The sequence below is a fragment of the Acetobacter okinawensis genome (assembly GCF_002153655.1).
GTDB lineage: Bacteria > Pseudomonadota > Alphaproteobacteria > Acetobacterales > Acetobacteraceae > Acetobacter > Acetobacter okinawensis_A.
The window spans coordinates 1-14,903 of the sequence record NZ_JOPJ01000028.1; the positions used below are offsets into that span (position 1 = coordinate 1).

The following is a 14,903-nucleotide window of genomic DNA, read 5'->3' on the forward strand; positions in this document are numbered from 1 at the left end:
ACGGAAACCGCCCAGAACCTTTTTGGGCAGTTCCAGCTTGGCTTTGGTCCATTGACCACCGTGCTGGCCGAGCCACGTCTGGTGGACAGCAACACAGCGGCCTTCCAGATTGGTGATGGCGGCCAGCATGGCAGGCAATGGAGCGTCAATTTCCGTGCAGTACTGCGCAGGTGCAAACCGTATTGCACCTGGAGCATGACCAAGCTTTTGCAGGTCTATGCCACGTCCATGCAAATAGGCCGCCACAGGTGTGCCGGTAATATCTGACTGTGCCGCCATCCAGAAATCACGGGCGCGCATGACGCGCCTTTGCGCCTGCTGTTCCGCTTCGACCTTGCAAATCTCGGCCTTCTGCTGGATTTCCGCGCGGCGGATTTCGACCGTCTCATTGCTGATACCCAGCCAGTTACAGGCCCACTTGAAGGCATCCTTGAGGTCGCCACCCGTCAGGCACGCAGCAATCAGGTCTAGCGGATCACCGCCAATACCTGCCGCAAAATCTTTCCAGCGGCCTTTCTTGGCGCCACTCAGGCAGACCGAGAGGGAATTTCCGACTTCGCCAGCTATAGAGCCAGCTTTCCATTCGTTCCCATGCTTTTGCCCACCTCGCAGTAACTCACTTGCAAGCGATTGCATCTGGTCCGCCAGCATGGCGGAAATTTCGGAGGCAGAAAGCTTCCGGCTCATGGCAGCACCACGAAACGGGTAACAGGGAGATCAAACCCCAGAGCAGACAGCACGGGAGTAAACCCGCGCCGGGCATTCTGGATGTTGGAGAGGGAGCCTTCTGAAATACCAAGCGCCATTGCCGCAGCACGCTGCGTGGTATGTCGAGTGACAAAACTATTCAGTTTTTCTTGAACTTCACCAAGGGTGGCAAGGCGACCCGCTTGTGCTTTGACTGGATAACGCAAAACAGGCACAAGGCCAACAGCCTTTGTGACATCAGCCGAAATGGACTTGAGGCTTTGCGTATCCCGCACAAGCTGCACTTTGAGCCCATGCAGGCGCGCAAACTGTGGGACGCCACCCGCCAAACGAATGGCAGCATTTAAACGACCGCACAGATCAATGGGTTTAAGAAGCAGCTTACCCATGGCTGTTGCCTTTCAGGTATGACCATTTCAGTGAAAAGCCACCGGATGTGCGAACCTGCCGTGACAGATCAGGCTGAACCCGACCGACCTTGAGCGCTTTAACATCCAGCGGGCATCTCCACTGGATGCGGCGGGAAGGCTGCTTTGTGCTTTTTTCTACCTTACGAAGCATGACAGGTTCTTTCCTGCGCTACAGGTTTCTTTGTTAAGCCAAGAACAGAGCGGCGCTTTTTTATGGTAATCGCAGCTATGCCGAGCTTTCTGGCCTGCCGTTTGATGCTGAACCCGCAGCGGGCCATGTGCCGCAGGTCCGGGTCCAGCCGCGTCCAGTCTATGGCGGTGCGGGCCATCAGGCGGCACCTTCGCCACGGTGGGGAAAAACAACGTGCGGCTGGTTATCATCAATAATCTTCCGCATGATGGCCTCAATATGAGCCGAGGCAATGTTGGCTTCCTGAATGTATTTCAGAACCTCAACGGCCTCAGATACATCCACAAGGCCATCCTCTATGCTTTCCAGTCCCGCCTGCAGAACCTCACTGGTTTTTTCGGCAAAACTCTTGAGGTCACGTGGGATGTGGCCCTTGCCGAAGTGCATGGGCACAAGCCGGTAGCCTTCGGCATTGGCCATAGCCCCCAGAATGAATGGTGCCTGGGCATCCATGTCCAGATCCACAGCAACATCGACCGGCACAAACTGGGGGGATTGCCGTAGGCCATATTCGGAGAGCTGCGACTTGCCAACGCGGGTGCAGTCCTTGGCATAGTCTGCCCCACCACAGCGGGAAACCGCATTGCGGGTGGCAGTTTTGAGCGATTGACGCACCTCATCATGCAGTTTGCTGCTCATGGGATACGCCTTGCGCCTTGAACGCGAAGGAAATCAGCCATGGAAGTGCTGATTGTTTTCTCCATATTTCCTATGGCGCGAGAGACTTTAAGAGCCGCATCAAAATCCTCTTTATAGAGGCTTTCCGTCAGACCATCGAAGGAGCTGGCAGCAGCGTTGCTACCGCTGCCAGCCATGTCCATCATGCACTTGGAGCAAACATGAAAGGACGATTCCTGTGAAGTATTTTGCGAAGCTGAAGAGGCTCCATATCCATCATGAGGATTCTGGTTTTGCGATAAAGGCCGAGATTCTTCTGGATATGACAGATCCGCTTTCGGAGTAGCCAAAAGGAGACGGAAGTTCCACGGAGATGATTGGCCCATCTGCCATCCGGGTTGAGACTGTTCTAGAAAGCCTGCCCGCCAAGACAGAAGATCAATGGGTTGAGTGGTGTCTCGTTTTTCTAAAAGATCGCCTGCCAGAAACTGCAATAAAACAATCATCTGTCGTTCGCTGATTAGGTATTTGCGGTCTTCATCAGCGTTTTCCACATACAGCGGCTCATTTTTCCTTATTTCTGCAAAGAGAAACCCGGCGCGCTCAATGTGTGGACCATTTAACAAAGTCATCCGGACAGCTTCCGGGTGACTGGCTGACGATGCGGGCGTACTGATGGGTTCATGAGGTTTCATGCGAGTTCACCATTTGTTGCGGGACGAACATCCTCAGCAAAAAATTCGGGGCATAATTCAGAAATTTTTATGCCTGTTGCTTTTGATACATCTGGGATTCGATTAAATGGAATTCTTCCACGCCTCCTCCATCCGCAAATGCTGGCTGGAGAGACCTCTACCGCTCGGGCTAAGGCAGTAACTCCGCCCGCAGCACAGATGACCTTATCGAGAAGTATGCTCATAAGAGAATATTAGCCACAAGCTAATATCGTTGGCAAGCCCAATATTAGCCTTGGGATAATCGTATTCCACAAAAGTGTGTCACATTATAAAAATGTCGATCGGATCCCGCTTGAGAACATTACGAGAACGTGCAACCATGGGTCAAGCTGAGGTTGCCGCAGTTCTTGACGTGTCGATACCAACGATCAGTGAATGGGAAAACGGCAAGAAGCGGCCTAGACGAGATAGGGTTATCGCATTGGCACGACTTTTCGACGTTTCAACCGATTTTCTGCTGCACGGAACTGTTTTGACGCGCCCAGATCAGGGTGAGAATGAAGAAGAAGACTCTCTGATTTCTTTATACAGAAGCGCAGACCCTCAGGTGAGAATTGCAGTGATGACGCTGCTGCGTGCGGCGTCATCTTCCAATCAGTAAATATTGAACATTTTCAGTATTCATTCACATTTTGCGGCCTGTTCTGTCTCATATTCGGTTCCTAGAGAGAGGCCATAAGCTTGAAGAACTTTTGCACGGTTATTAATTATTTTCACGACGAAAATTTTATACCCGTTATAAGCTCCGTAACTATTTTTCGCATTAACGAAACCAGTTACATATTGAGAGTCATCGCACTTCTTGCTTAGTTTTATTTCTTTGAACTTTGTACTATCTGGGTCCTTTGCCATATCTTTCACTGCATCTTCTGCTAGCCGAATGGAAGATTTTGAGGCCGCGTTTGCGGGCAATGCAAATAGGGCCATACATAGTACCCCCAAAATTTTGAGTTTCATTATGTTCCTCTGAATGCTGACTAAACGCATTTTAATCGGAAAAGAGAGATCGTAATTAGCCCATAGCTAAAAACCCCTTGCAAGAAACATTAGCCCGAGGCTAATGTTTCTTTTATCGCCACCCCGCGATGGAGGAATGAATGTCGCACACTGCACGAGAAGGCCGCCCAGAGCAGGCCGCGTTAGCAGACGCCGCCGCCAGCAACATCCGCGTAGTCAATCAGGACGAACGCCTGCTGGAGATAGTAAAAGAACTTCGGAATACCTCTAACCAGTTTGGTCAGGCTGCGTTTGGCTACAGGCCAGAGTTGTTTATGCCGGTAGCCAAGGCGATGGAAAATATTGCCACCTGTTTTCAGGATCAGGCAGACGAACTGGCTAAGCACATCAGGCGCACAGTTGTTGCAGAGGATCATGCCCAATGACCTGCGCATCAGCCCGCACCTATGGAATGCTCTCCAAAGCCGCAGACCGGGACGTGATTGTGCGTGATCCATCCGGCAAAGGCCCGATGGCATATCCCACCATTGCCCGCGAAGTGCGAACCATACTCATGGGTGAAACGCCTGTGAAGCACACTATTATTTTTGCAGATGGTAAAGCCTTCAACTTTCCACCCTCATGGGTCAGCCCAGTGCCAGACGTGCCGGGTATGCCTCTGGTTTATGACAATCTGGTGGAGTGCCTGCCATGCCCCGATACCAGATCACACTGATAAACCATTCAGCAGGCCGGTACCGTGGCGTTCTGGCTGATCTGGAAAGCCGTAGTCAGATCGACTTTCCAGAATGCAGCAAGCACCGCCAGAACGGACGCTCGGTCATTACTGGCAACAGCAGTTCTGATCTGCCCGGATGGTTTTTGGAAATGTCCTTTGTAGGCGATGGAGTGTTCAACATCACTCTGTCAGACCCGTACTTCCGCATCGCATTTCCAGAGTGCGAACTGGACGAAGCAGATAACGGGCCCCGCCTTGTCGGCTGGACAGATGATGTGCAGGTGCTACGCGAAAAGAACAAGGTGAATGCAGCATGAATGACGATTTGCGCGAAGCCGTAAACATGACGCAGCGCGATGCTTACGAAACAGTCTCGATAGATCGCGCCAGACACACACTGCAATTCTTGCAGGAAGTCGTGGAGAGCGATGCCAGGGCCGCCCAGGCAACGGTTGAGGATATGATTGCCGTTTTGGAGGACTTGGTAGGATGAGCCTCACCCACCAGAAACCCACCGGCGTTTTCGTGCGGTTGCCCATAACCGATGAGCAAGCACAGGAGATGTACAAGGCATACTGTGCAGATTATGCCAGCAGTTCCCCTACAACACACGGAACCGCAACACAGGCTGCGATACTTGCTATCGGCACGCCTATACAGGGCATGGAGTTGGAAGTTGTTGGATGGAACCATCCTCAGCATCTAGCCGATCTGCATATTGATAACGGCAGTCCTGATGATGAACGATTTGTTGTTATGTCTCTCGTCCAAATTGGTTCACGTGACATTCCCCTCGTCCGCCAATCCGATGCCCAAGCCCAGATAGCCGCGCGTGATGCGGAGATTTTGCGGTTGCGAGAGTATTATAAGGCAAGCGAGGAAATCTATGAAGTTGGCCTCATAAATGCCAGCCCTGAAATGTTTCGCCGACAGAAACGCGCGCGTGAAGACCTGAACGGCGGTGCATAATGGCACATTTAAAAACTACCAGTAATGAATACGCCATTGCCTTAGGCGCTCTGTTTGATGAGATGCCGAAATCTGTCATCGCGGCAATAGCCGTATCGGCAATGACAAGCGGGGGCGACCATCTTTCAGACGCTATTGCGTTAGTTGCAGGCGAATGGCGCACACTGCATGAAAACAGAATAGTACCGCAGAAACCGGGTAAGCACGCTAGAAACGCCCTGAAAGGCGGTGCGGCATGATTTCGGCATCAGAAAAGCCAATACTTGACCCATGCTGTGGCAGCCGGATGTTCTATTTCGATAAAGAGGACAGCCGGGTTCTATTCGGTGACATCCGGCATGAGGATTTTATCCTTGCAGATGCATCCAGCAAGGGCGGGCAGAGACGCCTGCATGTTCATCCCGACCGCATTCTCGACTTCAGAAACCTGCCTTTTGCGGATGAGACATTCCACCTTGTTGTGTTTGACCCGCCACATTTGATCCGGAACGGAAACTCTGGATGGCTGGCAAAGAAATATGGAAAGCTGTCTCAACGCTGGCAGGATGATATTTCCGCAGGTTTTGCAGAGTGCTTTCGCGTTCTCAGGGAAAATGGAACTCTCATTTTCAAATGGAACGAGCAGGACATCAAAGTATCTGAGGTTCTATCCTTAACAGATCAAGCGCCAGTATTTGGAAACAAATGCGGGAAAACTGCCAAATCTCATTGGCTGGTATTTCTGAAAGGCGGTGCGGCATGAGCGCGCCCCGTACCCGCAAGGCATGGCGCGTCACAGTGCGCGGCTATGACCATGAAAGCACGGTGTATGCCAACTCCGCCGGGAAGGCGCGCTACTCTGTGTTTCTGGATGTGTCTGACGTGAATGACCGCATATCGTTCCCTGACATTCGGGTGTTGCGCCAGCCGGGTGCCGATATGGAGATGCCGGGGCTGCCACCGGAAGCCGCAGGCGTCTCTAAAATGGCGCTGGCAAAGCTTCTGCATGCGTGCGGGGCAACCCGTGAGCAGCCGGAGAAATGCGGGAGCCGGGATCATTTCTATTGCTCTACTGGCGATGCAGGAATGGCCGAGCTTGTAAGTGCGGGGCTGATGCGGCCCAAGGGCACTGGCTGGGCAAAGGGTGAGTGCTATTTTCAGGCCACACAACTTGGACAGATAGCGGCACGCGCCCTTTGCCCGCTCTACCAGGGCGACGACTTCGCATGGCCAGAGGTGGCGGCATGAGCGAGGAACTGAGGTCACAACACAAATACAAGGCCACAATGCCAGACTGGCCCCGCATCATGCGCAGAGAAAATGCGGCTCAGTATCTAGGCATCTCCCCCGGCATTTTAGACCGTGAGGTAGCTGCTGGGTCATTGCCTAAGCCCATTCCAATTGCCGGAAGCATACATGGCTGGGTGCGCGATGATCTGGATGCGTGGATAGATGACCGGCGCAATAGCCAGAACATGGCGAATGAGTGGGATTGATGGCAGTTTTTCGTTTGCGTTACGTACAGACGGTCATGAAAAACGGTCGGCCGCATTACTATTTCAGGCGCCCCGGATACCCACGCAAGGTGCTGCCAGGATATGCCGGGTCGGCAGAGTTTATGAAAGCTTATGCCGAGGCCATGGCTGGCGAGACGATAGAGGTCGGTTCTGCAAGCACCATATCAGGCAGCATGAAGGCTCTGGCTATTGCATGGCGCGCATCAAGCCAGTTCAAGGGGCTGCGTCCAGAGTCACGAAAAACCTATATCAGACTGATGGATGGATTTTTGGCTATCCATGGCGATAAGTCTGTCAAGAACGCTCAGCCCAAGCACATTCTGGCTATTCTGGAAGGCATGAGTGATACGCCCGCTCAGGCTAATGCTTTGCGCAACGTGTTACGGCAGATGTTCCAGTTCGCCTTCAACCATGGGTGGAGAGCAGACAACCCCGTCCGGGACGTGCAGAAGCTGCGCTACAAGAAAAAACCATTCCCGACATGGACGGAAGAGGATATTGCCGCCTTTGAGGCGCACTGGCCAGCTAATACCCGTGCGAGGCTTGGCTTGGCACTCCTGCTCTATACAGGGCAGCGTCGTAGCGATGTTATCCGCATGGGGCCACAGCATGCTTCTGGTGACGGGATAGATGTTGTCCAGGTCAAAACAGGCACGCAGCTCCATATTCCCATGCACCCGGAGCTAAAAGAGGTTCTGGAGCAGCATCCATCTGATAGGGAAGCATTCCTCATGACGCAGCAGGGAAAGCCCTTCGCCAGCGGGAATGCATTTTATAACTGGTTCAAGGAATGCGCCGTTAAGGCAGGCATCCAAGCCAAGCTCGGCCCGCATGGGCTGCGAAAGGCCGCAGCGCGTCGGTTGGCAGAGGCTGGATGCACGACACATCAGATCGCGGCCATCACAGGCCATAAGTCTTTGGTTGAGATTGAGCGCTACACCAAAGAGGTCAGCCAGAAGCTAGTTGCTGCTGAGGCCGTATTGAGGCTAGGGAGACCATCTAGGAAAGACTAAAGACGTCAGTACTTATCGCACACTGTGCAACTTCCCTATGGAGGCATGCGAAGGTACGCAGGATATTCCTAGAATTGTTTCAGCTTTTTCTAGTGCATCGTCGGCGTGACCTGCAGTAATACATTCGGAGAGATTATAGTCTGCTTTAATGCGAAGGGCGAGTAACCCATCATATTTTTTGGAGGCATTTTTTAATACGGAATTGGTATGTTCTTTACCAGAAAGTTCGGAAGCCAAACCACGATGAGTTATACGCTGGCAACTTTTCCCTTCCTGTACTTCCTTTTGCAAAAGCTGAGCACAAGTATGATATACAGCATAATAAGCCATATGAATAATACCTCTACATTTTGCTTCCGTTAGGTCACCATTGTCGAAGCAAGCCTGTGCGGCGATATAAAAATCTTTGCTGTCCATTGTTTTAAGCGGCTTCCAGCTTTTTGTCAGTCCAATTTATACCAATTTGTCCAACAGATTTATTTGAGGATTGGGAGACGGTGTCATGTATTTTTTCTTCCAACTCTCGTTTGTATTTTCTATCAAATCGCCTTTCTTTTGGGAGGGGGATTTCAAAATTTAAAATGGTTCCAATCTCTCCATCTTCGGATACTTTAATGGGTTCTAGATTAAGTCCTGTGACATGTTTGATCGCGATTTTATAATGAGCGGCTGCTTGTGAGATGTAACCTTCACCATGGATGGATTTGATATTATTTTTGATATAAGTAATCTCGTCTTTTTTATCTTCTAATAGAATTTTACATTTTTCAAGTTGCTTAATGTAAGCGGCTTTTTCTTTGGAGAATTCGCTCAGCATATTTCTCGAAAAACGAGCAAATTTCTTGTAAGATACAGTCACTTCTTGAATATTGTGATTAATAATAGATAAATTTCTTATGCAAGCAGATTCCATCATAGTGTACAGGTCTTTAGCAGTATTGGCCTCACCGCTTAGCATAAGATCAATGAGCTTGGCACTTGCTAGATTTAAAGAAAGAAGAAGGTGCGACGAAACTTGATATAATTCGGCATTATTTTTCTTGAAATCGGATGTTAAATATACAACAATATCATAAGGGTTATCAAATTTTTCATTGTCTTGTTTTTTTATTTCTTCTGTTGGGGGAGACCATTGTTCATCTAATCGTGGTAATACAGCGGTCTCTAGGTCCATAACAGCTGTGATGATCGACATAGGTAAGAATCTTTTCTAAGAATTTATCGTCTGTTTCTGTAATAAAGTAGATATTGTTTAGATTGTCAAATTCATACAATATTTGAATAGGTATGCATGAAAATATGCGCGTCACATTTATGGAAATTTAATATCAGCACTCATGATTAAGAGTTTTATTGAAGGTCATCCCATTCTTGAATTTACTCAAAAATTCTGGGGAAGGATGAATGAAATGATACAATTGCCCTAACTGCTGATGATAGAGCGAGGATAGCATCATGATTAAATGTAAAATCGTAAACCCGGTATTAAACAGTTTACAAAAATATCAATTTTCTTAATGGAAGCAATGACATAACAAGGCGGTTGGTGGAGCTGAGGGGAATCGAACCCCTGACCTCCTCATTGCGAACGAGGCGCTCTCCCATCTGAGCTACAGCCCCGCCTGTTTGTCAGGCAGTGGTTTACAGGGCTTACGATTTTTCTGTCAAGCTGTATTGTAGGGCGTATAACCAAGGGTGGTATGCCTCTGGGCTGATCGTAAGGAGCTGGTTTTATATCGTGTTTGTGTTTTCGCTTTTCATGGTGCTGACGCGGATACTGGAGATTTACTGCTGGATTCTCCTTATATCCTGTATTTTTGTTAACCTGTATGCGTTTGGCATACTCGATAGCCGCAACCAGCTTGTCTGGAAGATTGGTATGTTTCTGGAGCGGCTGACCGAGCCTGTTCTGGCGCCGGTCAGGCGGGTGCTGCCAACACCCGGTGGGGTGGATTTTAGCCCCATGGTGGTGCTGCTGGGTATTCAGTACGTCATTCAGCCGTTACTGGCCGATGTGTTCCGGGCATTGATCCTGCATTAACCGGCAGGCCATAAAAAAACCGCCAGACCTTACGGGCTGGCGGTTTTTTTAACGGATAATCCGTAAAAGCTCAGTGGTGAGCGTCCGGCGTGCCGTCTTTTTCAATGTGAGCCAGCGTGTAGCTGCTCATGATGATAACCGGAACCAGGAACGCGATAACCGCAACGCCCAGAGCGGCGGTGTTGCCACCCAGCAGGTAAGCGATCAGGTCAAGACCCAGAAGTGTTACGCACAGATAAATGCCCATTCCAAAAACCCTTTTGTAGCCTGTAAGGCAGGAGCTGCTGGTGTTCTGGCGGGGAATGCCTACTGTGCAGGACCTGCCGGATTCATTCACAAATCTGACAGCGTCACACTACTCCTTTGGTTTTGAGGGTCAACAGCTATCTGTTGCATGGCATTGTGGCATTTTCGGGCGGTGTAGGGCCTAGCCCGTGCTTTTTGCCCTGCGTATGTCAACGTACAGAATGGTCAGCCACGGCAGGGGCCACAAAAAGGGCAGGGGGGCGTGCCATAGCAGGGCCAGCGCACCCAGCATGGCCCCGCAGGCAAACCCACCCCACGAGAGTGCGGGCAACACAATGCTCCCCGCAGGAGGTGGGGCAACATTGCTCGCCCCGCAGCGTATGGCCAGAGCCGCAGCCAGTGCGGATGCACATTTGAGCATGTTGCTGGTGATCACCACGGTCTGGATGGCATTGCCCGAAAAACGCGACATGCCCTCGCCCTGCACCGCCATAAGGGCGGGTAGCAGCACCAGTTCGGTCAGGTGGGCGTGGCTGCCTGACTGTGCGGCCTGCACCACAAGCAGCAGGCAGGCCATAAGCCCGATGCCATAGGCACTCCCCCACCGCAGGCGGGCAAGGCTTGCCACAAAAGCCGCACCAAAAAAAATGGCCAGCACACAGACCAGCAGCACCGCATGGTGGGCATTGGCATGGGCTATGGCAGCAGAAAGATGTGTGGTGTTGCCCGTCATGGCGGAGGCGAACAGCCCGCCCAGATGGGCAAAACTCAGCGCATCAACATACCCCGCCAGAATACCCAGCACCAGAATGCGGCGGGCAGAAACAGCTACGGCAGGTAAGGCAGGGGGCATGTCGGGCATGGTGTGTTCTGTGGTAGGCGCGCCATACCGGGTGGGCAAGGCAAAAACAGGTGCCCTCACGCCCTTTTTCCGGCCATGGGGGCAGGGGTGCTTTAAAAACCATAATCCTGCCACCAGATAGGGGTATGCAAAACAGCCTGCCCTTAATATCGGGCGGGTTCGGGAAGGGAAAAGAGAGAGCGTATGACACTGCACCGCATGATAACTCTGGGGCTGGCGGGCGTTATGGCCGCAACAGTTGGAGCCACTGTTGTACAGGCCGAGCCGGGTGGCTGCCTTAAATATGGCGCGGCGGGCGCGGTTGGCGGGCATCTGGCCAACCACACCATGCTTGGTGCAACTGCCGGGTGTGTAACCGGCATGTACCGCAGGCACGAATACCGTAAGGAAGCCCGGATCAAGGCCAAGCTCTATGATCAGGAGCACCCCGGAGCCAAAGGGACATATGAGCAGAAAGCCACAGCCTATGATGTGGAACACTCCACAACGCCGGGGAGTGCGGCAGGTGCTCCGCCAGCCGGTTCTGGCGCACCTACGGCGCAGGCTCAGCACGGCCAGCCAGCCACACAGGGTGCGGAGCACCTGTAAGCCGGTAATGAGTGCCTGAGCATGATCCGCGGCGGGGTGGTGGCGACCTACTCCGTCTGCGGGTCTGGGGTGTGGGTTGGCCCCCCGGCGGTGGAGAGTGTGCGCACCGTGTCAAACACAAAAGCCGTGACGTAGAGCATAATACGCTCGAACTCCTCCTGCACGTCTTCAAAACTGAGCAGGGCGTGGCGGAGGAGGCTGTGCATGATATGCGTGTGGCAATCCATGTCTGGCGTTACGTCCAGCCATTCTGTTTCATTCAGGCGTCGGGCATTGGCCTGGCAGATGCTCAGCAGAACAGTTTCCAGCGCAATATGCCCACCCAGAACCCGGCCTAGCGGCTGGGTCGGGCTGTAAATGGTGGGGATGAGCGTCTCGGCGTTATAGGTTTCCTTGCATTGTTCATAGTGGATTGAATAGAGCAGATACTCTGCAAACGTCACCTTGGTGTAAATGCCGGTATCGCGCGATGTGGCTTTGAGAAAGTTCTTGTAAAGGCTGGATGTCACTTCAAACGGCAGTGTGTCGTTCAGGTCGGCAAGGCGTTTTGCCACACTTAAAATGCCCGAAACACGCAGTTGCGCCCCCTTGAAGGCGCGCAGGGTGACGGCCAGAAGCTCATCATGGTTGATGCTGTACATAATTGTGCGGAATTTTTGGCTTTTGTCGTGGGTTAATTCCACAAATTTATCGTAAAATCTGGCTTTGGTAAGAATATACGGCCCTGAAAGCTGGGTGTTGGGCATGATGGCGCTTTTAAAAAATGGTTGAAACAGACAGGTTTTAAAAAAACCATGCGGGGCCAGAGCGCGCGACAAGAACCTTTTGCGCAGGTTATGCTGAAAATACGCTCACGCATTTTGCACAAAAAATGTAAAATTATCGTTAACAATAAACCTTGGTTACGTCATGGAAACTTTTTTAAAATATAGTTAAAAGTTGCCTTTTCCCCGCGCGCACACAAGGGGCTGGCTTGTGTGAATTTTATGCAATGCATGTGCCGCAGGCCCGGCCTGCGGTGGCCCATAACCGTGCCAGCCTGCCCCTTGCACACCTATGTGGCGGGCAGGCCCGTGGTGGTTAGAATGTCTGGCGTAGACGCATGGTTCTGCCGTCTGGCGTGTGCAGCACAAGGCTGGTGTCCTCAATGGTCCATGTGCGCGTGTTGTGCAGCAGGTTGAGGAATGTGCCAGAGGTGCTGGCGTGTGCGCCCGGGCAGGCCATGAGTGTGCTTATGCCCACCTGTGGGGCGGCCTCCACACGGCCATGCTCACCAAACACCAGCCCGCCCGCATAGCGGTTGCAGCCATCGGAGCCGGAGACCTTGCCGCTCTCGTTAATATCAAGCGTGGGGGTAAACATATCTGCCGCCGGGTTGGGGTTTTCGTCTGTTGCGCTGTCATGCGCATCGGCTGGCAATGTGCCGTTTTTCAGCTTGTGGCCGTCCAGTTCGGTGGCAACCCAGCGTGTGGCGTTCAGGCGTGTGGGGGCGACAAGCGCACCGCCGCACCCGTGCAGTGTGCGCCCGCCCGTGGTGGCACGCACAGTCTGCGTAAACATCTGCCCGCTCATGCTGTCCTGGCAGGGGGTGGTGGTCATGGCCACGTTCAGGTCTGGGGCCTCGTAATAACGGGTGTGAGCGCGCGCGTAGGCGCGGCTTATGGTGCGTGTCAGCCGGGGGCCATCGGGTGTGCTCAGGACCAGTGTGCCAGCCGCCATGCTCAGGTTCCAGAATGGCTCGTTCCCGCGTGCCTCATACACCGTGTTGTCCGCGGGGTTTATGGGCAGGGTCTGTGTCGCGCATCCCGCTACAAACAGCAGCGCGCCGGGAGCCATAAAAGAACAAATGCGTGGCAGGGCCATGGTGTGGCTCCTCATTTTTGTTGCGGACCGCGTGCAGTATGGCTGTTTGGCGTGCGCGCACAACGGCTTTCTTGCTCCCATGGGGGTGGGGTCTGGCAAAAAGCGGAGGCAAGCGCGCAGGGTGGGCTGTTCCTTGGCGCGTCGGGTGCTTAAAAGTGGGGTATGATTATTCAGGGCTACAATTTTTTTTGCGACATGCCGGAGGATACGCGCTACCTCCGCCGCGCTCAGCCGGATGAACGGTTTATTGAGGAGAACATGGTGTTCATCCTGCCCGACCGGCTGCGCAAGTTCCGCAGGCATCTGTGGCATGTGCGGCGCAACCCCGGACCTGTGCATGTTTATGTGCCGCTATTCCGGGTCAATACACGTGTTGCGTCCGAGCCACTCCCCACGGAGTATGGAGCGGTGCAGGATGTGTACCCTTTTTACACGCACACCACCCACAGGCGCGGGCGCGCGCTGGATTATTATGTGCTGTTCATTTTTAGGGACAAGGATTCCTACGTCCGCTGTAACGCAGCCCTTGCCGCGGGGGCGTAAGGGGCGGGGTTACAGGCCCGCCCACACCCTTACGGCCTGCCTGACGGGGTGGGGAGTGCCGGGGCAGGAAAGCGGATTTTGGCCAGACGCGCCTCTTCCATGGGGAGAGGGGCGTTGGTGGCAGAGGTCACACCATTCTGGTGCAGGATAAATGCCACAAGGGCGGCAGTATCCTGCGGTGGCATAAGAGGGGCTGCGTGGGACACGGCGCTGGCCAGCCGGTCCAGTGGTGTGCTGGCCCAGCGGGTGGTAAAATAGAGGCCCAGATCGGGTACGTCATGCCCCCCGGCAAGGTCGGGGCCATGGCAGGCAGCGCAGGTTGTCGCGTAAATCTGCGCGCCATGCGCCACCTGCTCGGCCGAGAACGAGACAGGCTGCCCGGTGTTGCCACGGTTGCCCGTATGCGTTGCGTGGTGCGGCTCCGCCCATGCGCCATGGTGCAGGCTCAGGCTGCCCAGCACGCAGGCCATAAGGGAGGTGCGCAGCAGAGAGTTGAAAACCATAAGCCTTTATCCGTTGCGTGGCTGAAAGCGGGCGAACAGGTCTTCAACCACCGCAATGGCCTTTTGCGCCTCTGCCCTGTCCGGACGTTCGGAGATATTGCCGACCCCATCCATCAGCCCCAGACCGTTCTGATCATAACCTGAGATCATCACCCCATCGGATTTGGAGATCATGGCGACCCCTTTGTAGTCCAGAGCATAAGGAGCATCGGGCTGGGGAGGGAGCCAGCTTGTCTGCCCGCGAATGGGAATGAGGGATTTGTCATTCCACCACTCCCGCGCAGCGTAGCCGGGGCAGTTGATAACCACACGTTCGGGCAGGTCTGCCAGATCAGCCGGGCTATGGAAAGCACGGATAACAATGCGTCCCCCTGCCTGATGGAACTCCGAGAGCAGCAGATGGGCGTAAGCACCAAAATTATAGATCATGAGCGGTGTGCG

The 14,903-nt window shown here is 53.1% G+C and carries 28 protein-coding genes, 1 tRNA gene and 1 pseudogene; 14 read left to right on the plus strand and 16 right to left on the minus strand.

Going from position 1 to position 14,903, the window contains the following annotated elements; genetic code table 11:
* From HK26_RS10525 to HK26_RS14020, 6 genes are all read right to left on the minus strand, one after another.
* On the minus strand, positions 1-687 hold a 687-nt coding region (locus HK26_RS10525; protein WP_086639742.1), incomplete at its 3' end, for a DUF7146 domain-containing protein.
* Positions 684-1,097, minus strand: coding sequence for a hypothetical protein (locus HK26_RS10530; protein WP_086639743.1), 414 nt, complete (start codon positions 1,095-1,097; stop codon positions 684-686). The genes HK26_RS10530 and HK26_RS10525, both read right to left, overlap by 4 nt.
* A 161-nt stretch (positions 1,098-1,258) precedes the next feature.
* On the minus strand, positions 1,259-1,447 hold the full coding sequence (locus HK26_RS10540) for a hypothetical protein (protein WP_086639745.1): 189 nt from the start codon (positions 1,445-1,447) through the stop codon (positions 1,259-1,261).
* Complete coding sequence (locus tag HK26_RS10545; protein ID WP_086639746.1) at positions 1,447-1,947, minus strand: hypothetical protein; 501 nt, start codon at positions 1,945-1,947, stop codon at positions 1,447-1,449. The genes HK26_RS10540 and HK26_RS10545 overlap by 1 nt, the downstream gene beginning before the upstream one ends.
* The gene (locus HK26_RS13270) at positions 1,944-2,621 is read right to left on the minus strand and encodes a hypothetical protein (RefSeq protein ID WP_143296343.1); all 678 of its coding nucleotides are present in this window, start codon (positions 2,619-2,621) and stop codon (positions 1,944-1,946) included. The genes HK26_RS10545 and HK26_RS13270 overlap by 4 nt, the downstream gene beginning before the upstream one ends.
* Positions 2,618-2,845, minus strand: coding sequence for a carph-isopro domain-containing protein (locus tag HK26_RS14020; RefSeq protein WP_086639748.1), 228 nt, complete (start codon positions 2,843-2,845; stop codon positions 2,618-2,620). Before HK26_RS14020 ends, HK26_RS13270 begins: the two co-directional genes overlap by 4 nt.
* A gap of 92 nt (positions 2,846-2,937) precedes the next feature.
* Between HK26_RS14020 and HK26_RS10560 the strand changes: the two genes are divergently transcribed.
* Positions 2,938-3,264, plus strand: a complete 327-nt coding sequence (locus HK26_RS10560; protein ID WP_086639749.1) for a helix-turn-helix domain-containing protein — start codon at positions 2,938-2,940, stop codon at positions 3,262-3,264.
* Between the two features lie 20 nt (positions 3,265-3,284).
* Here the strand turns inward: HK26_RS10560 and HK26_RS10565 are convergent, their stop codons facing one another.
* Complete coding sequence (locus HK26_RS10565) at positions 3,285-3,620, minus strand: hypothetical protein (protein ID WP_086639750.1); 336 nt, start codon at positions 3,618-3,620, stop codon at positions 3,285-3,287.
* Between the two features lie 140 nt (positions 3,621-3,760).
* Between HK26_RS10565 and HK26_RS10570 the strand changes: the two genes are divergently transcribed.
* Genes HK26_RS10570 through HK26_RS10615 form a run of 10 tightly spaced genes read left to right on the plus strand, consistent with a single transcriptional unit; the run spans position 3,761 to position 7,816 of the window.
* Positions 3,761-4,045 carry a hypothetical protein gene (locus tag HK26_RS10570; RefSeq protein ID WP_086639751.1) on the plus strand — a complete coding sequence of 95 codons (285 nt, stop codon included), beginning with the start codon at positions 3,761-3,763 and terminating at the stop codon, positions 4,043-4,045.
* Entirely contained in the window at positions 4,042-4,335 is a 294-nt protein-coding gene (locus HK26_RS10575; protein WP_086639752.1) for a hypothetical protein, read from the plus strand. Before HK26_RS10570 ends, HK26_RS10575 begins: the two co-directional genes overlap by 4 nt.
* Positions 4,311-4,655, plus strand: a complete 345-nt coding sequence (locus HK26_RS10580; protein WP_086639753.1) for a hypothetical protein — start codon at positions 4,311-4,313, stop codon at positions 4,653-4,655. The genes HK26_RS10575 and HK26_RS10580 overlap by 25 nt, the downstream gene beginning before the upstream one ends.
* Complete coding sequence (locus HK26_RS10585) at positions 4,652-4,831, plus strand: hypothetical protein (RefSeq protein WP_086639754.1); 180 nt, start codon at positions 4,652-4,654, stop codon at positions 4,829-4,831. The genes HK26_RS10580 and HK26_RS10585 overlap by 4 nt, the downstream gene beginning before the upstream one ends.
* Positions 4,828-5,307: a hypothetical protein gene (locus HK26_RS10590; protein ID WP_086639755.1), complete on the plus strand. Its 480-nt coding sequence runs from the start codon at positions 4,828-4,830 to the stop codon at positions 5,305-5,307. The genes HK26_RS10585 and HK26_RS10590 overlap by 4 nt, the downstream gene beginning before the upstream one ends.
* Positions 5,307-5,546, plus strand: a complete 240-nt coding sequence (locus tag HK26_RS10595) for a hypothetical protein (RefSeq protein WP_086639756.1) — start codon at positions 5,307-5,309, stop codon at positions 5,544-5,546. Before HK26_RS10590 ends, HK26_RS10595 begins: the two co-directional genes overlap by 1 nt.
* Positions 5,543-6,049: a class I SAM-dependent methyltransferase gene (locus HK26_RS10600; RefSeq protein ID WP_086639757.1), complete on the plus strand. Its 507-nt coding sequence runs from the start codon at positions 5,543-5,545 to the stop codon at positions 6,047-6,049. Before HK26_RS10595 ends, HK26_RS10600 begins: the two co-directional genes overlap by 4 nt.
* Positions 6,046-6,534 carry a hypothetical protein gene (locus HK26_RS10605; protein ID WP_086639758.1) on the plus strand — a complete coding sequence of 163 codons (489 nt, stop codon included), beginning with the start codon at positions 6,046-6,048 and terminating at the stop codon, positions 6,532-6,534. Before HK26_RS10600 ends, HK26_RS10605 begins: the two co-directional genes overlap by 4 nt.
* A complete protein-coding gene (locus HK26_RS10610) occupies positions 6,531-6,782 on the plus strand; it encodes a helix-turn-helix transcriptional regulator (RefSeq protein WP_180539509.1) in 252 nt (83 codons plus the stop codon). Before HK26_RS10605 ends, HK26_RS10610 begins: the two co-directional genes overlap by 4 nt.
* On the plus strand, positions 6,782-7,816 hold the full coding sequence (locus HK26_RS10615; RefSeq protein WP_086639760.1) for a tyrosine-type recombinase/integrase: 1,035 nt from the start codon (positions 6,782-6,784) through the stop codon (positions 7,814-7,816). The genes HK26_RS10610 and HK26_RS10615 overlap by 1 nt, the downstream gene beginning before the upstream one ends.
* Before the next feature lie 12 nt (positions 7,817-7,828).
* Here HK26_RS10615 and HK26_RS13275 read toward each other — a convergent pair whose 3' ends face one another.
* From HK26_RS13275 to HK26_RS10625, 3 genes are all read right to left on the minus strand, one after another.
* Entirely contained in the window at positions 7,829-8,233 is a 405-nt protein-coding gene (locus HK26_RS13275; RefSeq protein WP_143296344.1) for a hypothetical protein, read from the minus strand.
* 4 nt (positions 8,234-8,237) lie between these two features.
* Positions 8,238-9,011, minus strand: coding sequence for a hypothetical protein (locus HK26_RS10620; RefSeq protein WP_086639761.1), 774 nt, complete (start codon positions 9,009-9,011; stop codon positions 8,238-8,240).
* A 349-nt stretch (positions 9,012-9,360) separates the two neighbouring features.
* A tRNA-Ala gene (locus HK26_RS10625) sits at positions 9,361-9,436 on the minus strand.
* 118 nt (positions 9,437-9,554) lie between these two features.
* Between HK26_RS10625 and HK26_RS10630 the strand changes: the two genes are divergently transcribed.
* Entirely contained in the window at positions 9,555-9,857 is a 303-nt protein-coding gene (locus HK26_RS10630) for a YggT family protein (protein WP_242401051.1), read from the plus strand.
* A gap of 70 nt (positions 9,858-9,927) precedes the next feature.
* Here HK26_RS10630 and HK26_RS13500 read toward each other — a convergent pair whose 3' ends face one another.
* A complete protein-coding gene (locus tag HK26_RS13500; RefSeq protein ID WP_180539511.1) occupies positions 9,928-10,104 on the minus strand; it encodes a hypothetical protein in 177 nt (58 codons plus the stop codon).
* 180 nt (positions 10,105-10,284) lie between these two features.
* A complete protein-coding gene (locus HK26_RS10635) occupies positions 10,285-11,025 on the minus strand; it encodes a YoaK family protein (RefSeq protein ID WP_257640975.1) in 741 nt (246 codons plus the stop codon).
* Between the two features lie 123 nt (positions 11,026-11,148).
* On the opposite strand from HK26_RS10635, the gene HK26_RS10640 reads away from it, so the two are divergent.
* The gene (locus HK26_RS10640) at positions 11,149-11,553 is read left to right on the plus strand and encodes a hypothetical protein (RefSeq protein ID WP_374188243.1); all 405 of its coding nucleotides are present in this window, start codon (positions 11,149-11,151) and stop codon (positions 11,551-11,553) included.
* A gap of 47 nt (positions 11,554-11,600) precedes the next feature.
* On the opposite strand, the gene HK26_RS10645 is transcribed toward HK26_RS10640, so the two are convergent.
* Complete coding sequence (locus HK26_RS10645; protein WP_143296345.1) at positions 11,601-12,299, minus strand: hypothetical protein; 699 nt, start codon at positions 12,297-12,299, stop codon at positions 11,601-11,603.
* A gap of 334 nt (positions 12,300-12,633) precedes the next feature.
* Positions 12,634-13,416 carry an META domain-containing protein gene (locus HK26_RS10650; RefSeq protein ID WP_257640976.1) on the minus strand — a complete coding sequence of 261 codons (783 nt, stop codon included), beginning with the start codon at positions 13,414-13,416 and terminating at the stop codon, positions 12,634-12,636.
* 162 nt (positions 13,417-13,578) lie between these two features.
* Here HK26_RS10650 and HK26_RS10655 point away from each other — a divergent pair, with 162 nt between their 5' ends.
* Positions 13,579-13,959 (plus strand): hypothetical protein, encoded by a 381-nt coding sequence (locus HK26_RS10655; protein WP_086639765.1) that lies wholly within the window; start codon positions 13,579-13,581, stop codon positions 13,957-13,959.
* Positions 13,960-13,988: 29 nt separating this feature from the next.
* Here the strand turns inward: HK26_RS10655 and HK26_RS10660 are convergent, their stop codons facing one another.
* Positions 13,989-14,462 carry a cytochrome c gene (locus HK26_RS10660; RefSeq protein ID WP_086639766.1) on the minus strand — a complete coding sequence of 158 codons (474 nt, stop codon included), beginning with the start codon at positions 14,460-14,462 and terminating at the stop codon, positions 13,989-13,991.
* Positions 14,463-14,468: 6 nt separating this feature from the next.
* Positions 14,469-14,903, minus strand: a pseudogene (locus tag HK26_RS13505) (FAD-dependent oxidoreductase); the annotation flags it as partial.